The 15,275-nt window shown below is 72.1% G+C and carries 15 protein-coding genes; 9 read left to right on the top strand and 6 right to left on the bottom strand.

The features are described from left to right. Positions 1 to 150: 150 nt before the first annotated feature. Both ACWGJ5_RS29585 and ACWGJ5_RS29590 read right to left on the bottom strand, forming a co-directional pair. On the bottom strand, positions 151 to 822 hold the full coding sequence (locus ACWGJ5_RS29585) for a response regulator (protein ID WP_453312701.1): 672 nt from the start codon (positions 820 to 822) through the stop codon (positions 151 to 153). Positions 823 to 897: 75 nt separating this feature from the next. After that, the gene (locus ACWGJ5_RS29590) at positions 898 to 2,103 is read right to left on the bottom strand and encodes a sensor histidine kinase (protein WP_453312702.1); all 1,206 of its coding nucleotides are present in this window, start codon (positions 2,101 to 2,103) and stop codon (positions 898 to 900) included. A 118-nt stretch (positions 2,104 to 2,221) separates the two neighbouring features. Between ACWGJ5_RS29590 and ACWGJ5_RS29595 the strand changes: the two genes are divergently transcribed. Continuing rightward, complete coding sequence (locus ACWGJ5_RS29595; protein ID WP_453312703.1) at positions 2,222 to 3,418, top strand: SAM-dependent methyltransferase; 1,197 nt, start codon at positions 2,222 to 2,224, stop codon at positions 3,416 to 3,418. Positions 3,419 to 3,442: 24 nt separating this feature from the next. On the opposite strand, the gene ACWGJ5_RS29600 is transcribed toward ACWGJ5_RS29595, so the two are convergent. Continuing rightward, positions 3,443 to 4,594 carry an NADH-quinone oxidoreductase subunit D gene (locus tag ACWGJ5_RS29600; RefSeq protein ID WP_453312704.1) on the bottom strand — a complete coding sequence of 384 codons (1,152 nt, stop codon included), beginning with the start codon at positions 4,592 to 4,594 and terminating at the stop codon, positions 3,443 to 3,445. 31 nt (positions 4,595 to 4,625) lie between these two features. On the opposite strand from ACWGJ5_RS29600, the gene ACWGJ5_RS29605 reads away from it, so the two are divergent. Then, complete coding sequence (locus tag ACWGJ5_RS29605; RefSeq protein ID WP_453312705.1) at positions 4,626 to 5,129, top strand: PH domain-containing protein; 504 nt, start codon at positions 4,626 to 4,628, stop codon at positions 5,127 to 5,129. After that, entirely contained in the window at positions 5,126 to 6,457 is a 1,332-nt protein-coding gene (locus tag ACWGJ5_RS29610) for a PH domain-containing protein (RefSeq protein ID WP_453312706.1), read from the top strand. The genes ACWGJ5_RS29605 and ACWGJ5_RS29610 overlap by 4 nt, the downstream gene beginning before the upstream one ends. Positions 6,458 to 6,514: 57 nt before the next feature. Here the strand turns inward: ACWGJ5_RS29610 and ACWGJ5_RS29615 are convergent, their stop codons facing one another. Further along, positions 6,515 to 7,894 (bottom strand): hypothetical protein, encoded by a 1,380-nt coding sequence (locus tag ACWGJ5_RS29615; RefSeq protein ID WP_453312707.1) that lies wholly within the window; start codon positions 7,892 to 7,894, stop codon positions 6,515 to 6,517. Between the two features lie 95 nt (positions 7,895 to 7,989). Further along, positions 7,990 to 9,114, bottom strand: a complete 1,125-nt coding sequence (locus ACWGJ5_RS29620) for an alpha/beta hydrolase (protein ID WP_453312708.1) — start codon at positions 9,112 to 9,114, stop codon at positions 7,990 to 7,992. A 227-nt stretch (positions 9,115 to 9,341) separates the two neighbouring features. Between ACWGJ5_RS29620 and ACWGJ5_RS29625 the strand changes: the two genes are divergently transcribed. From ACWGJ5_RS29625 to ACWGJ5_RS29650, 6 genes are all read left to right on the top strand, one after another. Next, entirely contained in the window at positions 9,342 to 11,156 is a 1,815-nt protein-coding gene (locus tag ACWGJ5_RS29625) for a phosphatidylglycerol lysyltransferase domain-containing protein (RefSeq protein ID WP_453312709.1), read from the top strand. Between the two features lie 149 nt (positions 11,157 to 11,305). Then, complete coding sequence (folP, locus tag ACWGJ5_RS29630; RefSeq protein WP_453312710.1) at positions 11,306 to 12,310, top strand: dihydropteroate synthase; 1,005 nt, start codon at positions 11,306 to 11,308, stop codon at positions 12,308 to 12,310. Continuing rightward, complete coding sequence (locus ACWGJ5_RS29635; protein ID WP_453312711.1) at positions 12,307 to 12,837, top strand: nuclear transport factor 2 family protein; 531 nt, start codon at positions 12,307 to 12,309, stop codon at positions 12,835 to 12,837. Before folP ends, ACWGJ5_RS29635 begins: the two co-directional genes overlap by 4 nt. A gap of 263 nt (positions 12,838 to 13,100) precedes the next feature. Then, entirely contained in the window at positions 13,101 to 13,460 is a 360-nt protein-coding gene (gene folB, locus ACWGJ5_RS29640; RefSeq protein ID WP_228624223.1) for a dihydroneopterin aldolase, read from the top strand. Beyond that, entirely contained in the window at positions 13,457 to 14,068 is a 612-nt protein-coding gene (gene folK, locus ACWGJ5_RS29645; RefSeq protein ID WP_228624222.1) for a 2-amino-4-hydroxy-6-hydroxymethyldihydropteridine diphosphokinase, read from the top strand. The genes folB and folK overlap by 4 nt, the downstream gene beginning before the upstream one ends. An 80-nt stretch (positions 14,069 to 14,148) precedes the next feature. After that, a complete protein-coding gene (locus ACWGJ5_RS29650; RefSeq protein WP_453312712.1) occupies positions 14,149 to 14,637 on the top strand; it encodes a DUF3180 domain-containing protein in 489 nt (162 codons plus the stop codon). Positions 14,638 to 14,661: 24 nt separating this feature from the next. On the opposite strand, the gene folE is transcribed toward ACWGJ5_RS29650, so the two are convergent. After that, complete coding sequence (folE, locus tag ACWGJ5_RS29655; protein WP_055708011.1) at positions 14,662 to 15,267, bottom strand: GTP cyclohydrolase I FolE; 606 nt, start codon at positions 15,265 to 15,267, stop codon at positions 14,662 to 14,664. Positions 15,268 to 15,275: the final 8 nt, after the last annotated feature.

Here is a 15,275-nt window from a genome sequence, read left to right on the forward strand (position 1 = left end):
GGCCCGGCTGCGCCGACTGCCTCGGCTGATCCTCTCCCCGCCAGGAATGCGCCTGCGCCGGCCGCCACAGCCAGTCCCAGCCGTGACCCCCGAGGCAGCCGGTAAGGCCGGTCCCCGCCATGACCGCCGGGGCAACCGGCGCAGCCGGGCTCAGCCGTGGCCGCCCGCGCGTACCAGCCCTGTCTCGTAGGCGAGCACCACGACCTGCACCCGGTCGCGCAGGCCGAGCTTGGTCAGTATGCGGCCCACATGGGTCTTCACCGTCGCCTCGCTCAGCACGAGCCGGGCCGCGATCTCGCCGTTGGACAGGCCCTGCGCGACCAGCACCATCACCTCGCGCTCCCGGTCGGTGAGCCGCTCCAGCTCCTTGTGCCGGGGCTCCTTGCCGGTGGAGGGCAGCATCGGCGCGAAGCGGTCCAGCAGGCGCCGGGTGGTGGAGGGCGCCACGACCGCGTCACCGCTGTGCACGGCCCGGATCGCGCCCAGCAGGTCACCGGGCGGCACGTCCTTGAGCATGAAGCCGGAGGCGCCCGCCTTCAGCCCGGAGAAGGCGTACTCGTCCAGGTCGAAGGTGGTCAGGATCAGCACCTTGGGCGGTTCGGGCTCCGCGCAGATCCGCCGGGTGGCCTCCACGCCGTCCAGCTTGGGCATACGGACGTCCATCAGGACGACGTCGACGGGCGTGGACCGCAGCACCTGCAGGGCCTCGACGCCGTCGCCCGCCTCCGCCACGACCTCCATGTCCGGCTGGGCGGCGAGCACCATCCGGAATCCGGTGCGCAGCAGCACCTGGTCGTCGACGAGCATCACGCGGATCGTCATCGGGCCTCTTTCGTTCGGGGTGGTGGGGCTTCAGGGCGAGGGTGTACAGGTGTCAGCAGGGGGCGTGCGGTCGCGTCAATGCGCCGGTTTGAGCGGAAGCAGGGCGCTGATGCGGAATCCTCCGCCCGGCCGCGGGCCCGCGTCCAGGGTGCCGCCGACCATCCCGACCCGTTCGCGCATACCGATCAGGCCGTGCCCCTGGCCGTCGGCGCCGCCCTCCTCGTACAGCTCGTGCGGCGCACCCTTGCCGTCGTCCTCGACGAGCAGGCCGAGCCCGTCGTCGAAGTAGACCAGCCGGACGCTCGCGCCCGCGTTGGGCCCGCCGTGCTTGCGGGTGTTGGTGAGCGCCTCCTGCACGATCCGGTACGCGGTCAGCTCCACACCACTCGGCAGCGGGCGCGGGGTGCCCTCGACCTTGAAGTCGACCGGGAGGCCGGAGCGACGACACTGCTCGATCAGCTCGTCGATCTGCCCGACGTCGGGCTGCGGGACGTACTCCCCGCTCTCCTGGTGCTCCCCGGTGCGCAGCACGCCCAGCAGGCGGCGCATCTCGGCGAGGGCCTGGCGGCCGGTGGAGGAGATCGTCTCCAGGGCCTTCTTGGCCTGGTCGGGGGCGGTGTCCAGGACATAGGCGGCGCCGTCGGCCTGCACCACCATCACCGACACGTTGTGCGCCACGACATCGTGCAGCTCACGCGCGATACGGGCGCGCTCGGCGGCCACCGCGACCTTCGACTGCGCCTCGCGCTCCTTCTCCAGACGGGCCGCGCGCTCCTCCAGCTGGGCGAAGTACGCGCGCCGGGTGCGCATGGAGTCACCGAGCACCCAGGCGAGCGCGAAGGGCACCGTCTGGAAGACGACTATGGCGATCTGCCCCAGAAAGCCGGTGTGCTCGTTGGGCCAGCGGATCTGCGCGAGAGTCGCCGCGACGAGGCTGGCGGCGAGCGCGAGCCGGGAGGCCCAGCGCGCGCCGACCGTCGCCACCGTGTAGGTGATCACCAGCATGGCGAAGTCGGCGACGGTCGTCTCGATGTCCAACACCAGCTGGGCCAGCCCCGTCGCGAGGGCGACCAGCAGCATCGGCTCCGGGAAACGGCGGCGCAGCGCGACGACGACGCACAGGACGGCGGACACGGCCATCCCCCCGGCGAGCGTCATGTGGTGACCGGGTGCCCCGTGGAGGTTGACCACGCTCAGACCGGACAGCCCGAACAGGACGACGGCCCAGAAGGTGTCGACCCAGGTCGGGTGGCGGCGGAGGAAGTCGTAGAGGCGCTGCACGTAACCCAGAGTAGGGAAACCGGATGCGTGCAGGGGTCAACCGGAGGGCCGATCCGCGCCCGGGGCGCGTACTCCGCAAGGTGGAGGAAGTGATCATCTGTGTGCCTAGTCTGTTCCGGTGACGGATGAGACGGCACGGGAAGCGGGACGGCGCCCCGGCGACGGAGACGGCGGGGGTCGGCGTGGCTGGCGTGCGGCGACCGAGGCGGCGCTGTACGGCCCCGGCGGCTTCTACCGCCGTCCGGAGGGCCCGGCCGGCCACTTCCGTACGTCCGTACACGCCTCGCCGCTGTTCGCGCAGGCCGTGGCCCGGCTGCTGTGCCGGGTCGACGAGGCACTCGGGCGGCCGGCGGCACTGGACTTCGTCGACATGGGCGCGGGGCGCGGCGAGCTGATCACCGGAGTGCTGGCCGCCCTGCCGGCCGACGTAGTCGCACGCGCGCGTGCATACGCCGTCGAGCTCGCCGACCGCCCGGCCGGACTGGACGAACGCATCACCTGGCTGGACACGCCCCCTGCCACCGTCACGGGACTGCTGTTCGCCAACGAGTGGCTGGACAACGTGCCCGTGGACGTGGCCGAGGTCGACCCCGCGGGCGTACCCCGGCTGGTGCTCGTCGCCGACGACGGCACCGAGCGGCTCGGGAAACCGGTGACCGGCGCGGCGGCGGACTGGCTCGCCCGATGGTGGCCGTTGCCCGCCGAGGAAGGGCTGCGCGCGGAGATCGGGCTGCCCCGGGACCTGGCGTGGGCGTCTGCGGTGGACCGGGTGGCGCGTGGGCTCGCGGTGGCCGTGGACTACGCGCACACCGGCGACACGCGCCCCCCGTTCGGGACGCTCACCGGCTTCCGGGAAGGCCGCGAGACGGCGCCCGTACCGGACGGGTCGTGCGACATCACGGCGCACGTCGCGCTCGACGCCTGCGCGGCGGCCGTCACGGCGCACACGCCCTCGGAAGCGCTCCACAACACGGCGCGCGCACCCCACGACACGACGCATGCCACCTCGGGCACGCCCCAGCAACCGGCACACACACCGACCGACACCACGCACAAGCCCACCGACACGGCGCAGGCGCCCTCCCACACGGCGCACGCCCTGCCCCGCGCGCGCCTTCTCACGCAGCGCGCCTCCCTGCGCGCTCTGGACGTCACCGGCACACGCCCCCCGCTCGCGCTGGCCTCCACAGACCCCACGGCCTATGTGCGCGCCCTCGCGAGCGCCGGGGAGGCCGCCGAGCTCACCGCGCCGGGCGGCCTCGGTGACTTCGGCTGGCTCGTCCAGCCGGTTGGAATTCCGGACCCACTCGCCTGAGCCGGCCCCTCTCCCGGGACCGCCCTACTTGTCGATGTCGCCGACCACGAAGAACATCGAGCCCAGGATGGCCACCATGTCCGCCACCAGCGTTCCCGGCAGCAGCTCGGTCAGCGCCTGGATGTTGTTGTACGAGGCAGAGCGCAGCTTCAGCCGGTACGGCGTCTTCTCTCCCTTGCTGACCAGGTAGTAGCCGTTGATGCCGAGCGGGTTCTCGGTCCACGCGTAGGTGTGCCCCTCGGGCGCCTTCAGCACCTTCGGCAGCCGCTGGTTGATCGGCCCGGGCGGCAGCTCGGCGAGCCGGTCCAGGCAGGCGTCGGCGAGGTCGAGCGCGTTGTGGGTCTGCTCCAGCAGGACCTCGAAGCGGGCGAGGCAGTCACCCTCGCCGCGGGTGACGACCTTCAGGGTGTCCTGGAGGTCGCCGTACGCCAGGTACGGCTCGTCGCGGCGCAGGTCGAAGTCGACGCCCGAGGCGCGCGCGATGGGCCCGCTGACACCGTAGGCGTGCACGGTCTGCGGCGTCATCGCGCCCACCGCGCGCGTGCGTCCGCGGAAGATCTCGTTGCCGAGCACCAGGTCGTCGAAGACGTCCATGCGCGAGCGCACGTCGGCGACGGCTGCACGCGCGCGTGCGGTCCACCCGGCCGGCAGGTCCTCCTTGAGGCCGCCGACGCGGTTGAACATGTAGTGCATGCGCCCGCCGGAGATCTCCTCCATGACGTTCTGGAGCACCTCGCGCTCCCGGAACGCGTAGAACACCGGGGTGATGCCGCCCAGCTCCAGCGGGTAGGAGCCGAGGAACATCAGGTGATTGAGCACCCGGTTCAGCTCGGCGAGCAGGGTGCGGGTCCACACCGCCCGCTCGGGCACCTCCATGCCGAGCATGCGCTCCACGGCGAGGACCACGCCCAGCTCGTTCGAGAACGCCGACAGCCAGTCGTGGCGGTTGGCGAGCACGATGATCTGGCGGTAGTCACGCGCCTCGAAGAGCTTCTCGGCGCCGCGGTGCATATAGCCGATCACCGGCTCCGCGCGCACGATGCGCTCCCCGTCCAGCACGAGCCTGAGCCGCAGCACGCCGTGCGTGGACGGGTGCTGTGGTCCGATGTTGAGCACCATGTCGGTGCTTTCCGCGGCGCCGCCGATCCCGACCGTGGTCTCCGTCGTAGGAGTCATGGCCCCATTTTCCCCTACGTACGCTGGCCCCATGGAGACGGGGAGCCCGGAGGAGACCGGGATACCGGGGGCCGAGCTGGAGTGGCGGGGGCTGCAGCCCGCTCTGATGCGGTTGCGCCGGCTGCTCGTGGTGGCGTGGACGGCGGCTCTCGCGGTCGCCACCGGGCTGCTTCCAGGCCTGCTCGTCGGGCCCGCGTGGGCCGCCTTCGCCCTGGTGCCCGTGGCCTGCGCCGCGTGGTGCCGGCGGCTGGTGGGACGCAACTGGCACTCGTGGCGGTACGCCGAGCGCGCCGACGACCTGCTGATCAGCCGCGGTGTCCTGTGGCGCAAGGAGACGGTGGTGCCGTACGGGCGGATGCAGCTGGTGGAGGTCACCTCCGGGCCGCTCGAGCGGCGCTTCGGGCTGGCCACCGTGCAGCTGCACACCGCGGCCGCCGCGACCGACGCCACCATCCCCGGCCTGGACCCGGCCGAGGCGGAACGGCTGCGCGACCGGCTCACCGAGCTGGGCGAGGCACGATCGGCGGGCCTGTGACGGCCCCGGACCACGGTGAGGACATACCGGCGCCCGCGCCGGTGACCGAGCGCCGGCTGCACCCCGTCACTCCGTTCCGGCGGGCGTGGGCGCCGGTCGCCGTACTCGCCGGATGGGCGGTGCACGACCCGAACGGGACGCAAGCGCAGCTGGCGCGGCTGACCACCACCGCGCTGCTGCTGGGGCTCGCGCTGCTGGTGCCCGCGGCCGGCCTCTACGGCTTCCTGTCCTGGTGGTTCACGCACTTCGCGGTCACCGACACCGAACTGCGCATCCGTACCGGTCTGTTGTTCCGGCGGACCGCGCACATCCGGCTGGAGCGCATCCAGGCCGTGGACGTCTCCCGTCCTCTCCTCGCGCGCGTGGCGGGCGTCGCCAAGCTGCGGATCGACGTCGTCGGCGCCGACGACAAGGACGAGCTGGCCTTCCTCGGCGAGCACGAGGCGCGCGCCCTGCGCGCGGAGCTGCTGGCGCGCGCGGCGGGTTTCGCGCCCGAGACGGCGCGCGAAGTCGGCGAGGCTCCGGCGCAGGAACTGCTGCACGTGCCCCCACGCGCGCTGGCGCTCTCCCTGGTACTGACGGGCGCCACCTGGGTCTCGCTGTGCGCCGCGCTCGTCATGCCGACCGTGCTGTGGCTCGCCACCCACAACCTGTGGACGGTCCTCGCGACCGCCCTGCCGCTGTTCGGCGCGGCCGGCGCGAGCAGCGCGGGACGGTTCGCCGGCGAGTTCGACTGGACGGTGAGCGAGTCACCGGACGGGCTGCGCATCGACCACGGGCTGCTCGACCGTACGCACGAGACGGTCCCGCCGGGCCGGGTGCAGACCGTGCGGATCGTGCAGCCGCTGCTGTGGCGGCGGCTCGGCTGGGTGCGGGTGGAACTGGACGTGGCCGGGTCCGCCAACTCGGTGCTGGTGCCGGTCGCCCCGCGCCTGGTCGCCGAGTCGGTCGTCGCGCGCGTGCTGCCCGGTGTGACGGTGCCTCAGGAGCTTTCGTGGCCGCCGCGGCGGGCCCGCTGGTGCGTGCCGGTGTGGTGGCGCGGCCACCGCCTCGCGGTCACCGGCGCGGTCTTCGCCACCCGGCGCGGTCTGCTGCGGCGCCGGATCTCGCTGGTCCCGCACGCCAAGGTGCAGAGCGTCCGGCTGAGTCAGGGGCCCTGGCAGCGCCTCTGGCGGCTCGCCGACGTCCACGTGGACACGGGAGCAGACAAGACCGTAACGGCCCGTCTGCGGGACGCCCAGGAGGCCGCGCGGCTCCTGCACGCCCAGGCGGAGCGGTCCCGTACGGGCCGCCGGGACGCCCGCCCCGACCGCTGGATGACCGGATGACATCAGGCCCGGCCCCCTCGCGGGAAGCCGGGCCTGGGGTCCGTGCCTGGTACGGCCTCAGGAAGCCGCGCTGCGCAGCCTCTGGACGTCGATCTGCTCGGTCTCGTCGTGCGCGGTCAGGTCGATGACCTGGCCGACGCCCTCCGACCGCGCGTCGGCGTCCTTGAACTCGGCCTCGGTCTCCGCCTTGTGCACGGCGAGGGCCTCCTGGCCGACGACGTCGGCGAGATCCTCGTTCTGCACGGAGTCCAGCGCGTCCTTCGGGGTGTCCTTCTGGGTGCCGAAGAAGTCGAAACCGCCCTCGACCACCGGGCGCCGCGCGGGCGCGGGCGGTACGACGGCGACCGCGGTCGGCACCGTGAAGTGCCCGGCGGGCGGCCGGCCCACGGGCTGGGCGGGCTCGGCCGGTGCCATCGGGGCGGCGGCCGCGCGCGCGTGCCCGCCGGCCGCCTCGGGCTGCCCCTGCGCCTCGTCCTCCTGGGCGGCCGGCGCACCGGCCTCACCCGCGGGGGCGCCGGCGGCGTCCGTCACGCCTTCCGACACGCCATCCGTCTGCGCGGCGGAGCCGGCCTCGCCCACGTCGGTCTTGCGAACATCGGCCCTGCCCTTCGGAACAGCGCCCGACTCGGCCCTGGCCTCGCCGCCGGCCTCGGGCTCGCCCGCCTCGGAAGCGGCCGCCTTCGGGGCCGCATCCACAGAAGCCGCCGCCTCGGGAGAAGCGGGCTCGGCCGTGCCGCCGGAAGCCGCGGCGTCCGTCGCGGAGTCGCTCGTCGCGTCGCCGTCGAACCGGGCCATGGCCGTCAGGGCCCGCTGGTACAGCCGTGCGCCCTCGGGCGAGAACACCGCGCGCGCCTTCGGCTCGTCCCCCAGGTCCGCCCCGGCCTCGGCGGCGTCGGCAGCGGGCTCCTCTGCGGCCTTCACCTCGGCCGACTCCGGCTCCAGCTCGGCGCGGCGCGCGGGCGGCAGCGCCGGCGAGGGCACGGCCGCCTCGATCTCCAGCAGCCGGCGTCCCTCCAGGGCGGTCGCGCGTTCGGTCTCCGCCGTGGCGTACCGGCGCAGCAGGGCCGCGTGCTCGTTGCGCAGGCCGGCCAGCTCCGCGCGCTTGGCGCGCAGCCGCTGCTCCAGCTTCGTGCGCAGCTCGCGCGACTCCTCCAGGTCGGTCTCCAGTTCGGCGACCCGCTCCTCGTACCGCCACTCGTCGCCGACACGCGCGCGTGTGAGCTCGGCGACCCGCTTGCCCGCCTGTGCGTCCCAGCGGCGCATCACGACCGCGCCGACGACCGCCGTCGCCGCGGCGGCCGCTGCCAGTGCGCGCACGACCATGGCCCCGGAGAACACCCAGGGGCCCAGCGCGCAGACGACGGATACGGCGGCGATCGCCGACGGAGGCAACAGCCGGTGCAAAGGAGGTGAATGGCGGTGGCGTCCACGTGGCATGGCCAGAAACTTACCGCGCGTAGGCGAATCGTGGACCCCCGCCCCGTAAAAACACGGCCACAACACCGGCTTCACGCGATGTCAGGCGCAGGGGATCAGTGTGCGACCAGCCGCGTGCTGATCCACTGGAGCGTCCCCGGGATCTCCCGCCGCCAGGTGTTGAAGTTGTGCCCGCCGCTCGGAAGGACGATCGACGAAATCCTGGTCACGTTCGTGCCCTGCACGCTCTTGATGAACTTGAGCGTGTCCTTGTAATTGTGTTCACCGACCTTGCTCGTGGTGACGAGCAGCGACGTCTCGGGCGCGGGCAGGTGCTTGAGCGCCCAGAAGAGGTCGGCACGATTCTGCAGGTTCTTGTTGCCGCGGAAGAGGTCGCCGGTGGTGGGGTCGATCGGCGCCTTGTAGTACGGCGACAGTCCGGCAGCGGCCGCGTACGCCCTCGGGTAGTGCATGGCGATCTTCAGCGCGCAGTAGCCGCCGGTCGAGTCACCGACGATGCCCCAGCTGGCGGGCGTCTTGTCCACCCGGTAGTGGGCCATCACCGAGTCCCGCAGATCCTTGGCAAAAAACGTTTCCGTCTGCGGGCCGCCGGGAACGTCCACGCATTCCGTGTCCCGCGGCGGCGCCACGGCCGGCCGCATCATCACCAGAATCATCGGCTGCATCTTCCCCGCCTTGGCCAACTGCTGTGCCGTGGCCGGGTAGTGCAGTTTGTCCACCAGCGCCTGCGCCGTGCCGGGATAACCCGTGAGGACGACGGACACCGGGAACTTGCGCCCGCGGTTCTGCGGCTGGAAGTACTCGGGGGGCAGGTACACGAACGCCGGTGCCGCGATGTGGGTCGTACGGCCGAGGATGTCCACCTTCTGAATCTGCCCCGCCACCTGCGGCAAGGCGCTGCCCGCCCCGATGACCCGGGACGTGGAGACCACCTGGATCGGGCCGGTGTTGCCGCCTGCTATGTGGTCGACGACGACGCCCTGGTCCGTCTCCTGACCGAACAGGTCCGCCCAGCTGGCGTAGAAACCGAAGGCCTGGTTGGCGGCGAGGCCCACCGAGGCGAAGAGCGCCAGCTGCGTGCTGAGCAGCAGGCCGACCCGTCCGCTGACGGCCCGCCAGCTCCGCCGGGCCAGTCGCGGCCACAGCCACACCGTCCCGACGAACAGCAAGACAGCGAGGACAATCGCCAGCATCAGCACTTTGTTGCTCGTGAGACCCATGGGCTGTTACCTGCCTGCGCTTTCCGCCCGATACCCGCCCGCGCTTCGTTGCGAAGGCTTGCCCGGGGCTTTCCTTGGCCTTTGACCCGACTTTCCGGCGGGGAGTGAACCTCTCTCCCCTAGACACCGTCCTAGAGGGCGCAATGTCGCCGGATGCCCGATCGGGCCCGGGTCCAAGGTCTCTCGCAGAACTACGGGATGCGATGTCTGTCAGGATAGATGGGGAAATGTCGGGCGAGGTTCCGAGCCGATCCAGCCGGGCGCGGCGCATACTGCGTGGCCCGCGCCCCGAGGCCGTCCCTGTCCTCGTCGGCAGGGCGGCCGCCCTCGTGGGCGTTCTGGACATTGCCGCGGGTGTGTTCCCGCGCTTCCGTCACAGCCGTATGCACGCCATCGCCGAGGTGCTGCCGGGCTCGTTCGGCCCCTTCGCGGCCGCGCTCTCGGTGAGCTCCGGCGTGCTGTTGCTGCTGCTCGCGCACGGGCTCAAACGGTGCAAGCGCCGGGCGTGGCGGGCCGCGGTCGCGCTGCTGCCGGCGGGCGCGGTGGCGCAATTCGCGTACCGGCACTCGGTCATCGGCATGCTCATCGCCGTGGCCCTGCTCGTGCCGCTGCTGGTCCACCGCGACGAGTTCGCGGCGCTGCCCGATCCGCGCAGCAGGTGGCGGGCGCTCGCGAACTTCGTCCTCATGAGCGCCAGTTCCCTCGTTCTCGGACTCGTCATCGTCAGCGTCCACCCGCACCGGACGATCGGCGACCCGAGCCTGGCCGACCGGCTGACGCACGTCGTCTACGGCCTGTTCGGCTTCGAGGGCCCGGTCGACTACCAGGGCAACACGTCCTGGACCGTCGCCTTCTCCCTCGGTGCCCTCGGTTGGATCACCGCCGTCACCACCATCTACCTGGCCTTCCGCCCCGAGCACCCGGCCGCCCGCCTCACCGAGGAGGACGAGTCCCGCCTGCGGGCCCTGCTGGAGAAGCACGGCCGGCGCGACTCGCTCGGCCACTTCGCACTGCGCCGCGACAAGGCCGTCGTCTTCTCCCCCAGCGGAAAGGCCGCGGTCACCTACCGCGTCGTCTCCGGTGTGATGCTCGCCAGCGGTGACCCCATCGGCGACGTCGAGGCCTGGCCGGGCGCCATCGAACGCTTCATGGACGAGGCCAAGGCGCACTCCTGGACGCCCGCCGTCATGGGCTGCTCGGAGACGGGCGGCGAGGTGTGGACCCGTGAGACCGGCCTGGACGCCCTCGAACTGGGCGACGAGGCGGTGGTGGACGTCGCGGATTTCTCGCTCGCCGGACGCGCGATGCGCAACGTACGGCAAATGGTCAAGCGCATCGAGCGAGCCGGCTACGAAACCCGGGTACGGCGTATCCGTGACCTCGGCGACGCCGAACTGGAGCGCATCCGCCGGGCGGCGGAGGACTGGCGCGGCACCGACACCGAACGCGGCTTCTCCATGGCGCTCGGCCGCATCGGCGACCCCGCCGACAGCGACTGCCTGATCGCCACCGCCCACAAGCAGGACGACGCCCCCGGCGAGTACGGCGACCTGAAAGCGGTCCTGCACTTCGTGCCCTGGGGCAAGGACGGCGCCTCGCTGGACCTGATGCGCCGCGACCGCAGCGCGGACCCCGGCATGAACGAGCTGCTGATCGTCGCCGCCCTCCAGGCCGCGCCGAAGTTCGGCATCACCCGGGTCTCGCTGAACTTCGCGATGTTCCGCTCCGCCCTCGCGCGCGGCGAGAAGATCGGCGCGGGTCCGGTGCTGCGCGCCTGGCGCGGGCTGCTGGTGTTCCTCTCGCGCTGGTTCCAGATCGAGTCGCTGTACAAGTTCAACGCGAAGTTCCAGCCGCGCTGGGAGCCTCGCTTCGTGGTCTACCGGAACAACGCCGACCTGCCCCGCATCGGCTTCGCCGCCATGCAGGCGGAGGGCTTCGTCGAATTCGCCCTGCCGCTCCCGCGCTTCCTGCGCCGGCGCAAGGCGGCCGCCGAGCGCCCCTGCGCGCACTCTGTGGCGGAACGGGACGTCCGCGCGGCCTGAGCGCCCGAGCGGCCCGAGCGGCGTGAGGGCCGCAGGACCGAGCGGTGCGGCCAGGACGGGCCCGGGCGGGCGTCCCGCCCCCTCCGGCACGGGGCTTCCGCCCGGGCCGCGGCGCGTTCCCGGCGTGCTCCTGGGCCTACGCTGAACGTATGAAGAACCTCAGCGGGCGCGGCCGGGTGGCCGGCCTTCCGGTATGGGACCGGTGCGCGGTCATGGGTGTCGTCAACGTGACCCCCGACTCCTTCTCCGACGGCGGCCGCTGGTTCGACACGACCGCCGCCTTCAAACACGGCCTCGATCTCGTCGCCGAGGGCGCGGACCTGGTCGATGTCGGCGGCGAGTCCACCCGCCCCGGCGCCACCCGGGTGGACGAGGCCGAGGAACTCAGGCGCGTCATCCCGGTCGTCCGGGGCCTCGCCTCCGAGGGCGTCGTCGTCTCCGTCGACACCATGCGTGCCTCCGTCGCCGAACAGGCCCTCGCGGCCGGGGCCGCCCTCGTCAACGACGTCAGCGGCGGCCTCGCCGACCCCGCGATGATCCCGGTGGTCGCCGCCGCGGGCGCCCCGTTCGTCGTCATGCACTGGCGCGGCTTCCTCGAGGGCGGCAACGTCAAGGGCGTCTACGAGGACGTCGTCACCGAAGTCGTGGACGAACTGCACGCACGCGTGGAGGCCGTTCTGGCCGGCGGCATCGCCCATGACCGCATCGTCGTCGACCCGGGCCTCGGCTTCTCCAAGGAGGCCGAGCACGACCTCAGCCTCCTCGCCCACCTCGACCGCCTGCGCGCCCTCGGCCACCCCCTGCTCGTGGCCGCCTCCCGCAAGCGGTTCCTCGGCCGTGTCCTCGCCGGGCCGGAAGCGGCGCCCCCGCCGGCCCGGGAGCGCGACGCCGCCACGGCCGCCGTCTCTGCGCTCGCCGCGCACTCCGGCGCGTGGGCCGTGCGCGTGCACGAGGTACGCGCCACCGCGGACGCCGTACGGGTCGCACGCGCCGTGGAAGGGGCGCGTACGGCGGGCCCGGCGCCGCAGGAAATGAACGAGCGCGGGGCGCGTGAAGCGGGGAACACACCGGGTGCCGAGCGAGAGCCCGGGGCGTGCGGAAGCGGGCGCGCGCCCGGTATCAGTGGTGAGCGCGGGGCGGAAGGAGCCCGGTGAGCGCCCCTCATACCGATGTCGAGCAGGTGGAGGCCGCCAACACCGCCTTCTACGAGGCGATGGAACGCGGTGACTTCGAGGAAGTGTCCTCTCTCTGGCTCACCCCCGCCGACCTGGGCGTGGACGAGGAGTACCACGACCCGGCGGACACCGGCGTGATCTCCTGCGTGCACCCCGGCTGGCCGGTGCTCACCGGCCGCGGCGAGGTCCTCAGGTCGTACGCCCTGATCATGGCGAACACCGACTACATCCAGTTCTTCCTCACCGACGTGCACGTCTCCGTCACCGGCGACACCGCGCTCGTCACCTGCACCGAGAACATCCTCAGCGGCGGCCCCGCCCCCGAGGACGGCGCGGAACTGGGACCGCTGGTCGGCCAGCTCGTCGTCGCCACGAACGTGTTCCGGCGCACACCCTCCGGCTGGAAGCTCTGGTCGCACCACGCCTCCCCCGTCCTGGCGGAGAGCGCCGACGACGAGGAGTCCGGCGTCGACGGGGCGAATCCGGACGACGACCCCCTCTCCTGAGCGGGTAGACGCTCCACAGGAAACCGAGCAAGAGGGACCAAGAAGTGGTTGGAATCACCTACCCCGGGGTAGAAGCCGCTACCAGCCCATGACACGGCCGGGTTTCCCTGGGGAAACGCGAGATGAACCCTCGTGGTCCCGGCCCGGGCCCGCGCCCCGCGGCCCGGCTTTGTCAGTGCCCGCAGGTAGATTCGTCAGAGACCGCCGTGCCGCCCGCACGTGGTACGCACCGGTCCTTCCCGACGATTGCAGGAGTGATTCGCGTGGATCGTGTCGCGCTGCGCGGCCTCAAGGCCCGCGGGCACCACGGTGTGTTCCCCAAGGAGCGCGAGGAGGGCCAGACCTTCATCGTGGACCTCGCCCTGGGGCTGGACACCCGGCCGGCGGCGGCCGACGACGACCTGGCGAAGACCGTGCACTACGGCATCGTGGCCGAGGAGGTCGTGGCCGTGGTCGAGGGTGAGCCGGTGGACCTCATCGAGACCCTCGCCGAGCGGATCGCCCAGACCTGCCTGAAGCACGAAGGAGTGAAGGAGGTCGAGGTCTGTGTCCACAAGCCGGACGCACCGATCACCGTCCCCTTCGACGACGTGACCGTCACCATCACCCGGAGCCGAGTATGACCCGATCTTTCCTCCAGGGTCACAGCGACCCGACCGTCCAGCCGGTGCCCGCCTCCGTCGTCGAGAAGGTCGACGCCGCCGACACGACCCTGCAGAACCCGAAATGGGCCGTCATCTCCATCGGCTCCAACCTCGGAAACCGCCTGGAGACCCTCCAGGGCGCGGTCGACGCGCTCGAGGACACCCCCGGTGTCCGCGTGAAGGCCGTCTCCCCGGTGTACGAGACCGAGCCCTGGGGCGTGGAGCCGGGCAGCCAGCCGTCGTACTTCAACGCGGTCGTGGTCCTCAAGACCACCCTGCCCCCGGCCTCCCTCCTGGAGCGCGCCCACGCCATCGAGGAGGCGTACAAACGCGTCCGCGACGAGCACTGGGGCCCGCGCACCCTGGACGTCGACATCGTCGCCTACGCCGACGTCACCTCCGACGACCCGCAGCTCACCCTGCCCCACCCGCGCGCCCACGAGCGCGCCTTCGTGCTCGCACCCTGGCACGACGTGGACCCGCAGGCCCAGCTGCCCGGCCGCGGCCCGGTGGCCGAACTGCTGTCGTCCGTCACCCGTGCGGGCGTCGAACCCCGCGAGGACCTGGAACTCCGACTGCCCGAATAGTCGTTAAGGTCAAGACGACTCGAACGACAAGGTCGAGACGACCGCAGTCCGGACCGGTCCGGGGGAGCTGAAGGGACACCGTGAGAGAGCTGCGCATCAGGGTGCTGGCGGGTGTGTTCGTCGTGGCCGGGATCCTGTCCTGGGCGGGCGCCCGCCTCTGGAACTCGATCGGGACCCTCCCCAGCGTCCCCCTGGCCGCCCCCATCGTGCTCGCCCTGATCGCGGTGGTGCTGCTCTCGACGGCGCTCTCGCTCCGCGCCCGCCTCAAGGCCCAGCGTGAGCGCCGCCCCGGCGCCAAGGGCGTCGATCCCCTGATGGCCGCCCGCGCGGTCGTCTTCGGCCAGGCCAGCGCCCTCGTCGCCGCCCTCGTCGCCGGGATGTACGGCGGCACGGGCGTCTTCCTGCTGGAACTCCTCGACCTCCCCGCCCGCCGCGACCAGGCCGTCTACGCCGGGCTCTCGGTCCTGGCCGGCATCGGTGTCATAGCGGCGGCCCTGTTCCTGGAGCGGGTGTGCAAGCTCCCGGAGGACGACGACCAGAACCCCCCGGGAGCGGAACCGGCGGCCTGACCGCCGGTTTCCCCCGGCACCGGTTCAGCGCGCCATGATCAGGCTCATGGCCTCGTTCCGCGTCGCCGCATCCCGCAGCTGACCGCGCACAGCCGACGTTATGGTCTTCGCGCCCGGCTTGCGGATGCCGCGCATGGACATGCACATGTGCTCGCACTCGACGACCACGATGACGCCCCGCGGCTCCAGGATCTCCATGAGGGAGTCCGCGATCTGCGTGGTGAGTCGTTCCTGCACCTGCGGCCGACGGGCGTAGACGTCGACCAGGCGGGCCAGCTTGGACAGGCCGGTGATCTTTCCGGTGACGGACGGGATGTAGCCGACGTGAGCGACGCCCCGGAACGGGACCAGATGATGCTCACACGTGCTGTACACCTCGATGTCCTTCACGAGCACCATCTCGTCGTGCCCCAGGTCGAACGTCGTCGTGAGCACGTCCTCCGGCTGCTGCCACAGGCCCGCGAAGATCTCCTTGTAGGCCCGCGCCACCCGCGCCGGTGTCTCCCTCAGGCCCTCCCGGTCCGGGTCCTCGCCGACCGCGATCAGCAGTTCCCGTACGGCATTCTCGGCGCGCTTCTCGTCGAACTCGCCGATGGGGCCCTCACCGTCCAGCGTCACCGGGTCGGTCATGTGCTTCC

It is taken from the genome of Streptomyces sp. NPDC054783, assembly GCF_053611725.1.

Coding starts and splice junctions, on each gene's coding strand:
- ACWGJ5_RS29585 (WP_453312701.1), bottom strand. CDS start 822: ATGACGATCCGCGTGATGCTCGTCGACGACCAGGTGCTGCTGCGCACC.
- ACWGJ5_RS29600 (WP_453312704.1), bottom strand. CDS start 4,594: ATGACTCCTACGACGGAGACCACGGTCGGGATCGGCGGCGCCGCGGAA.
- ACWGJ5_RS29605 (WP_453312705.1), top strand. CDS start 4,626: ATGGAGACGGGGAGCCCGGAGGAGACCGGGATACCGGGGGCCGAGCTG.
- ACWGJ5_RS29615 (WP_453312707.1), bottom strand. CDS start 7,894: ATGCCACGTGGACGCCACCGCCATTCACCTCCTTTGCACCGGCTGTTG.
- ACWGJ5_RS29620 (WP_453312708.1), bottom strand. CDS start 9,114: ATGGGTCTCACGAGCAACAAAGTGCTGATGCTGGCGATTGTCCTCGCT.
- ACWGJ5_RS29625 (WP_453312709.1), top strand. CDS start 9,342: ATGTCGGGCGAGGTTCCGAGCCGATCCAGCCGGGCGCGGCGCATACTG.
- folP (WP_453312710.1), top strand. CDS start 11,306: ATGAAGAACCTCAGCGGGCGCGGCCGGGTGGCCGGCCTTCCGGTATGG.
- folK (WP_228624222.1), top strand. CDS start 13,457: ATGACCCGATCTTTCCTCCAGGGTCACAGCGACCCGACCGTCCAGCCG.
- folE (WP_055708011.1), bottom strand. CDS start 15,267: ATGACCGACCCGGTGACGCTGGACGGTGAGGGCCCCATCGGCGAGTTC.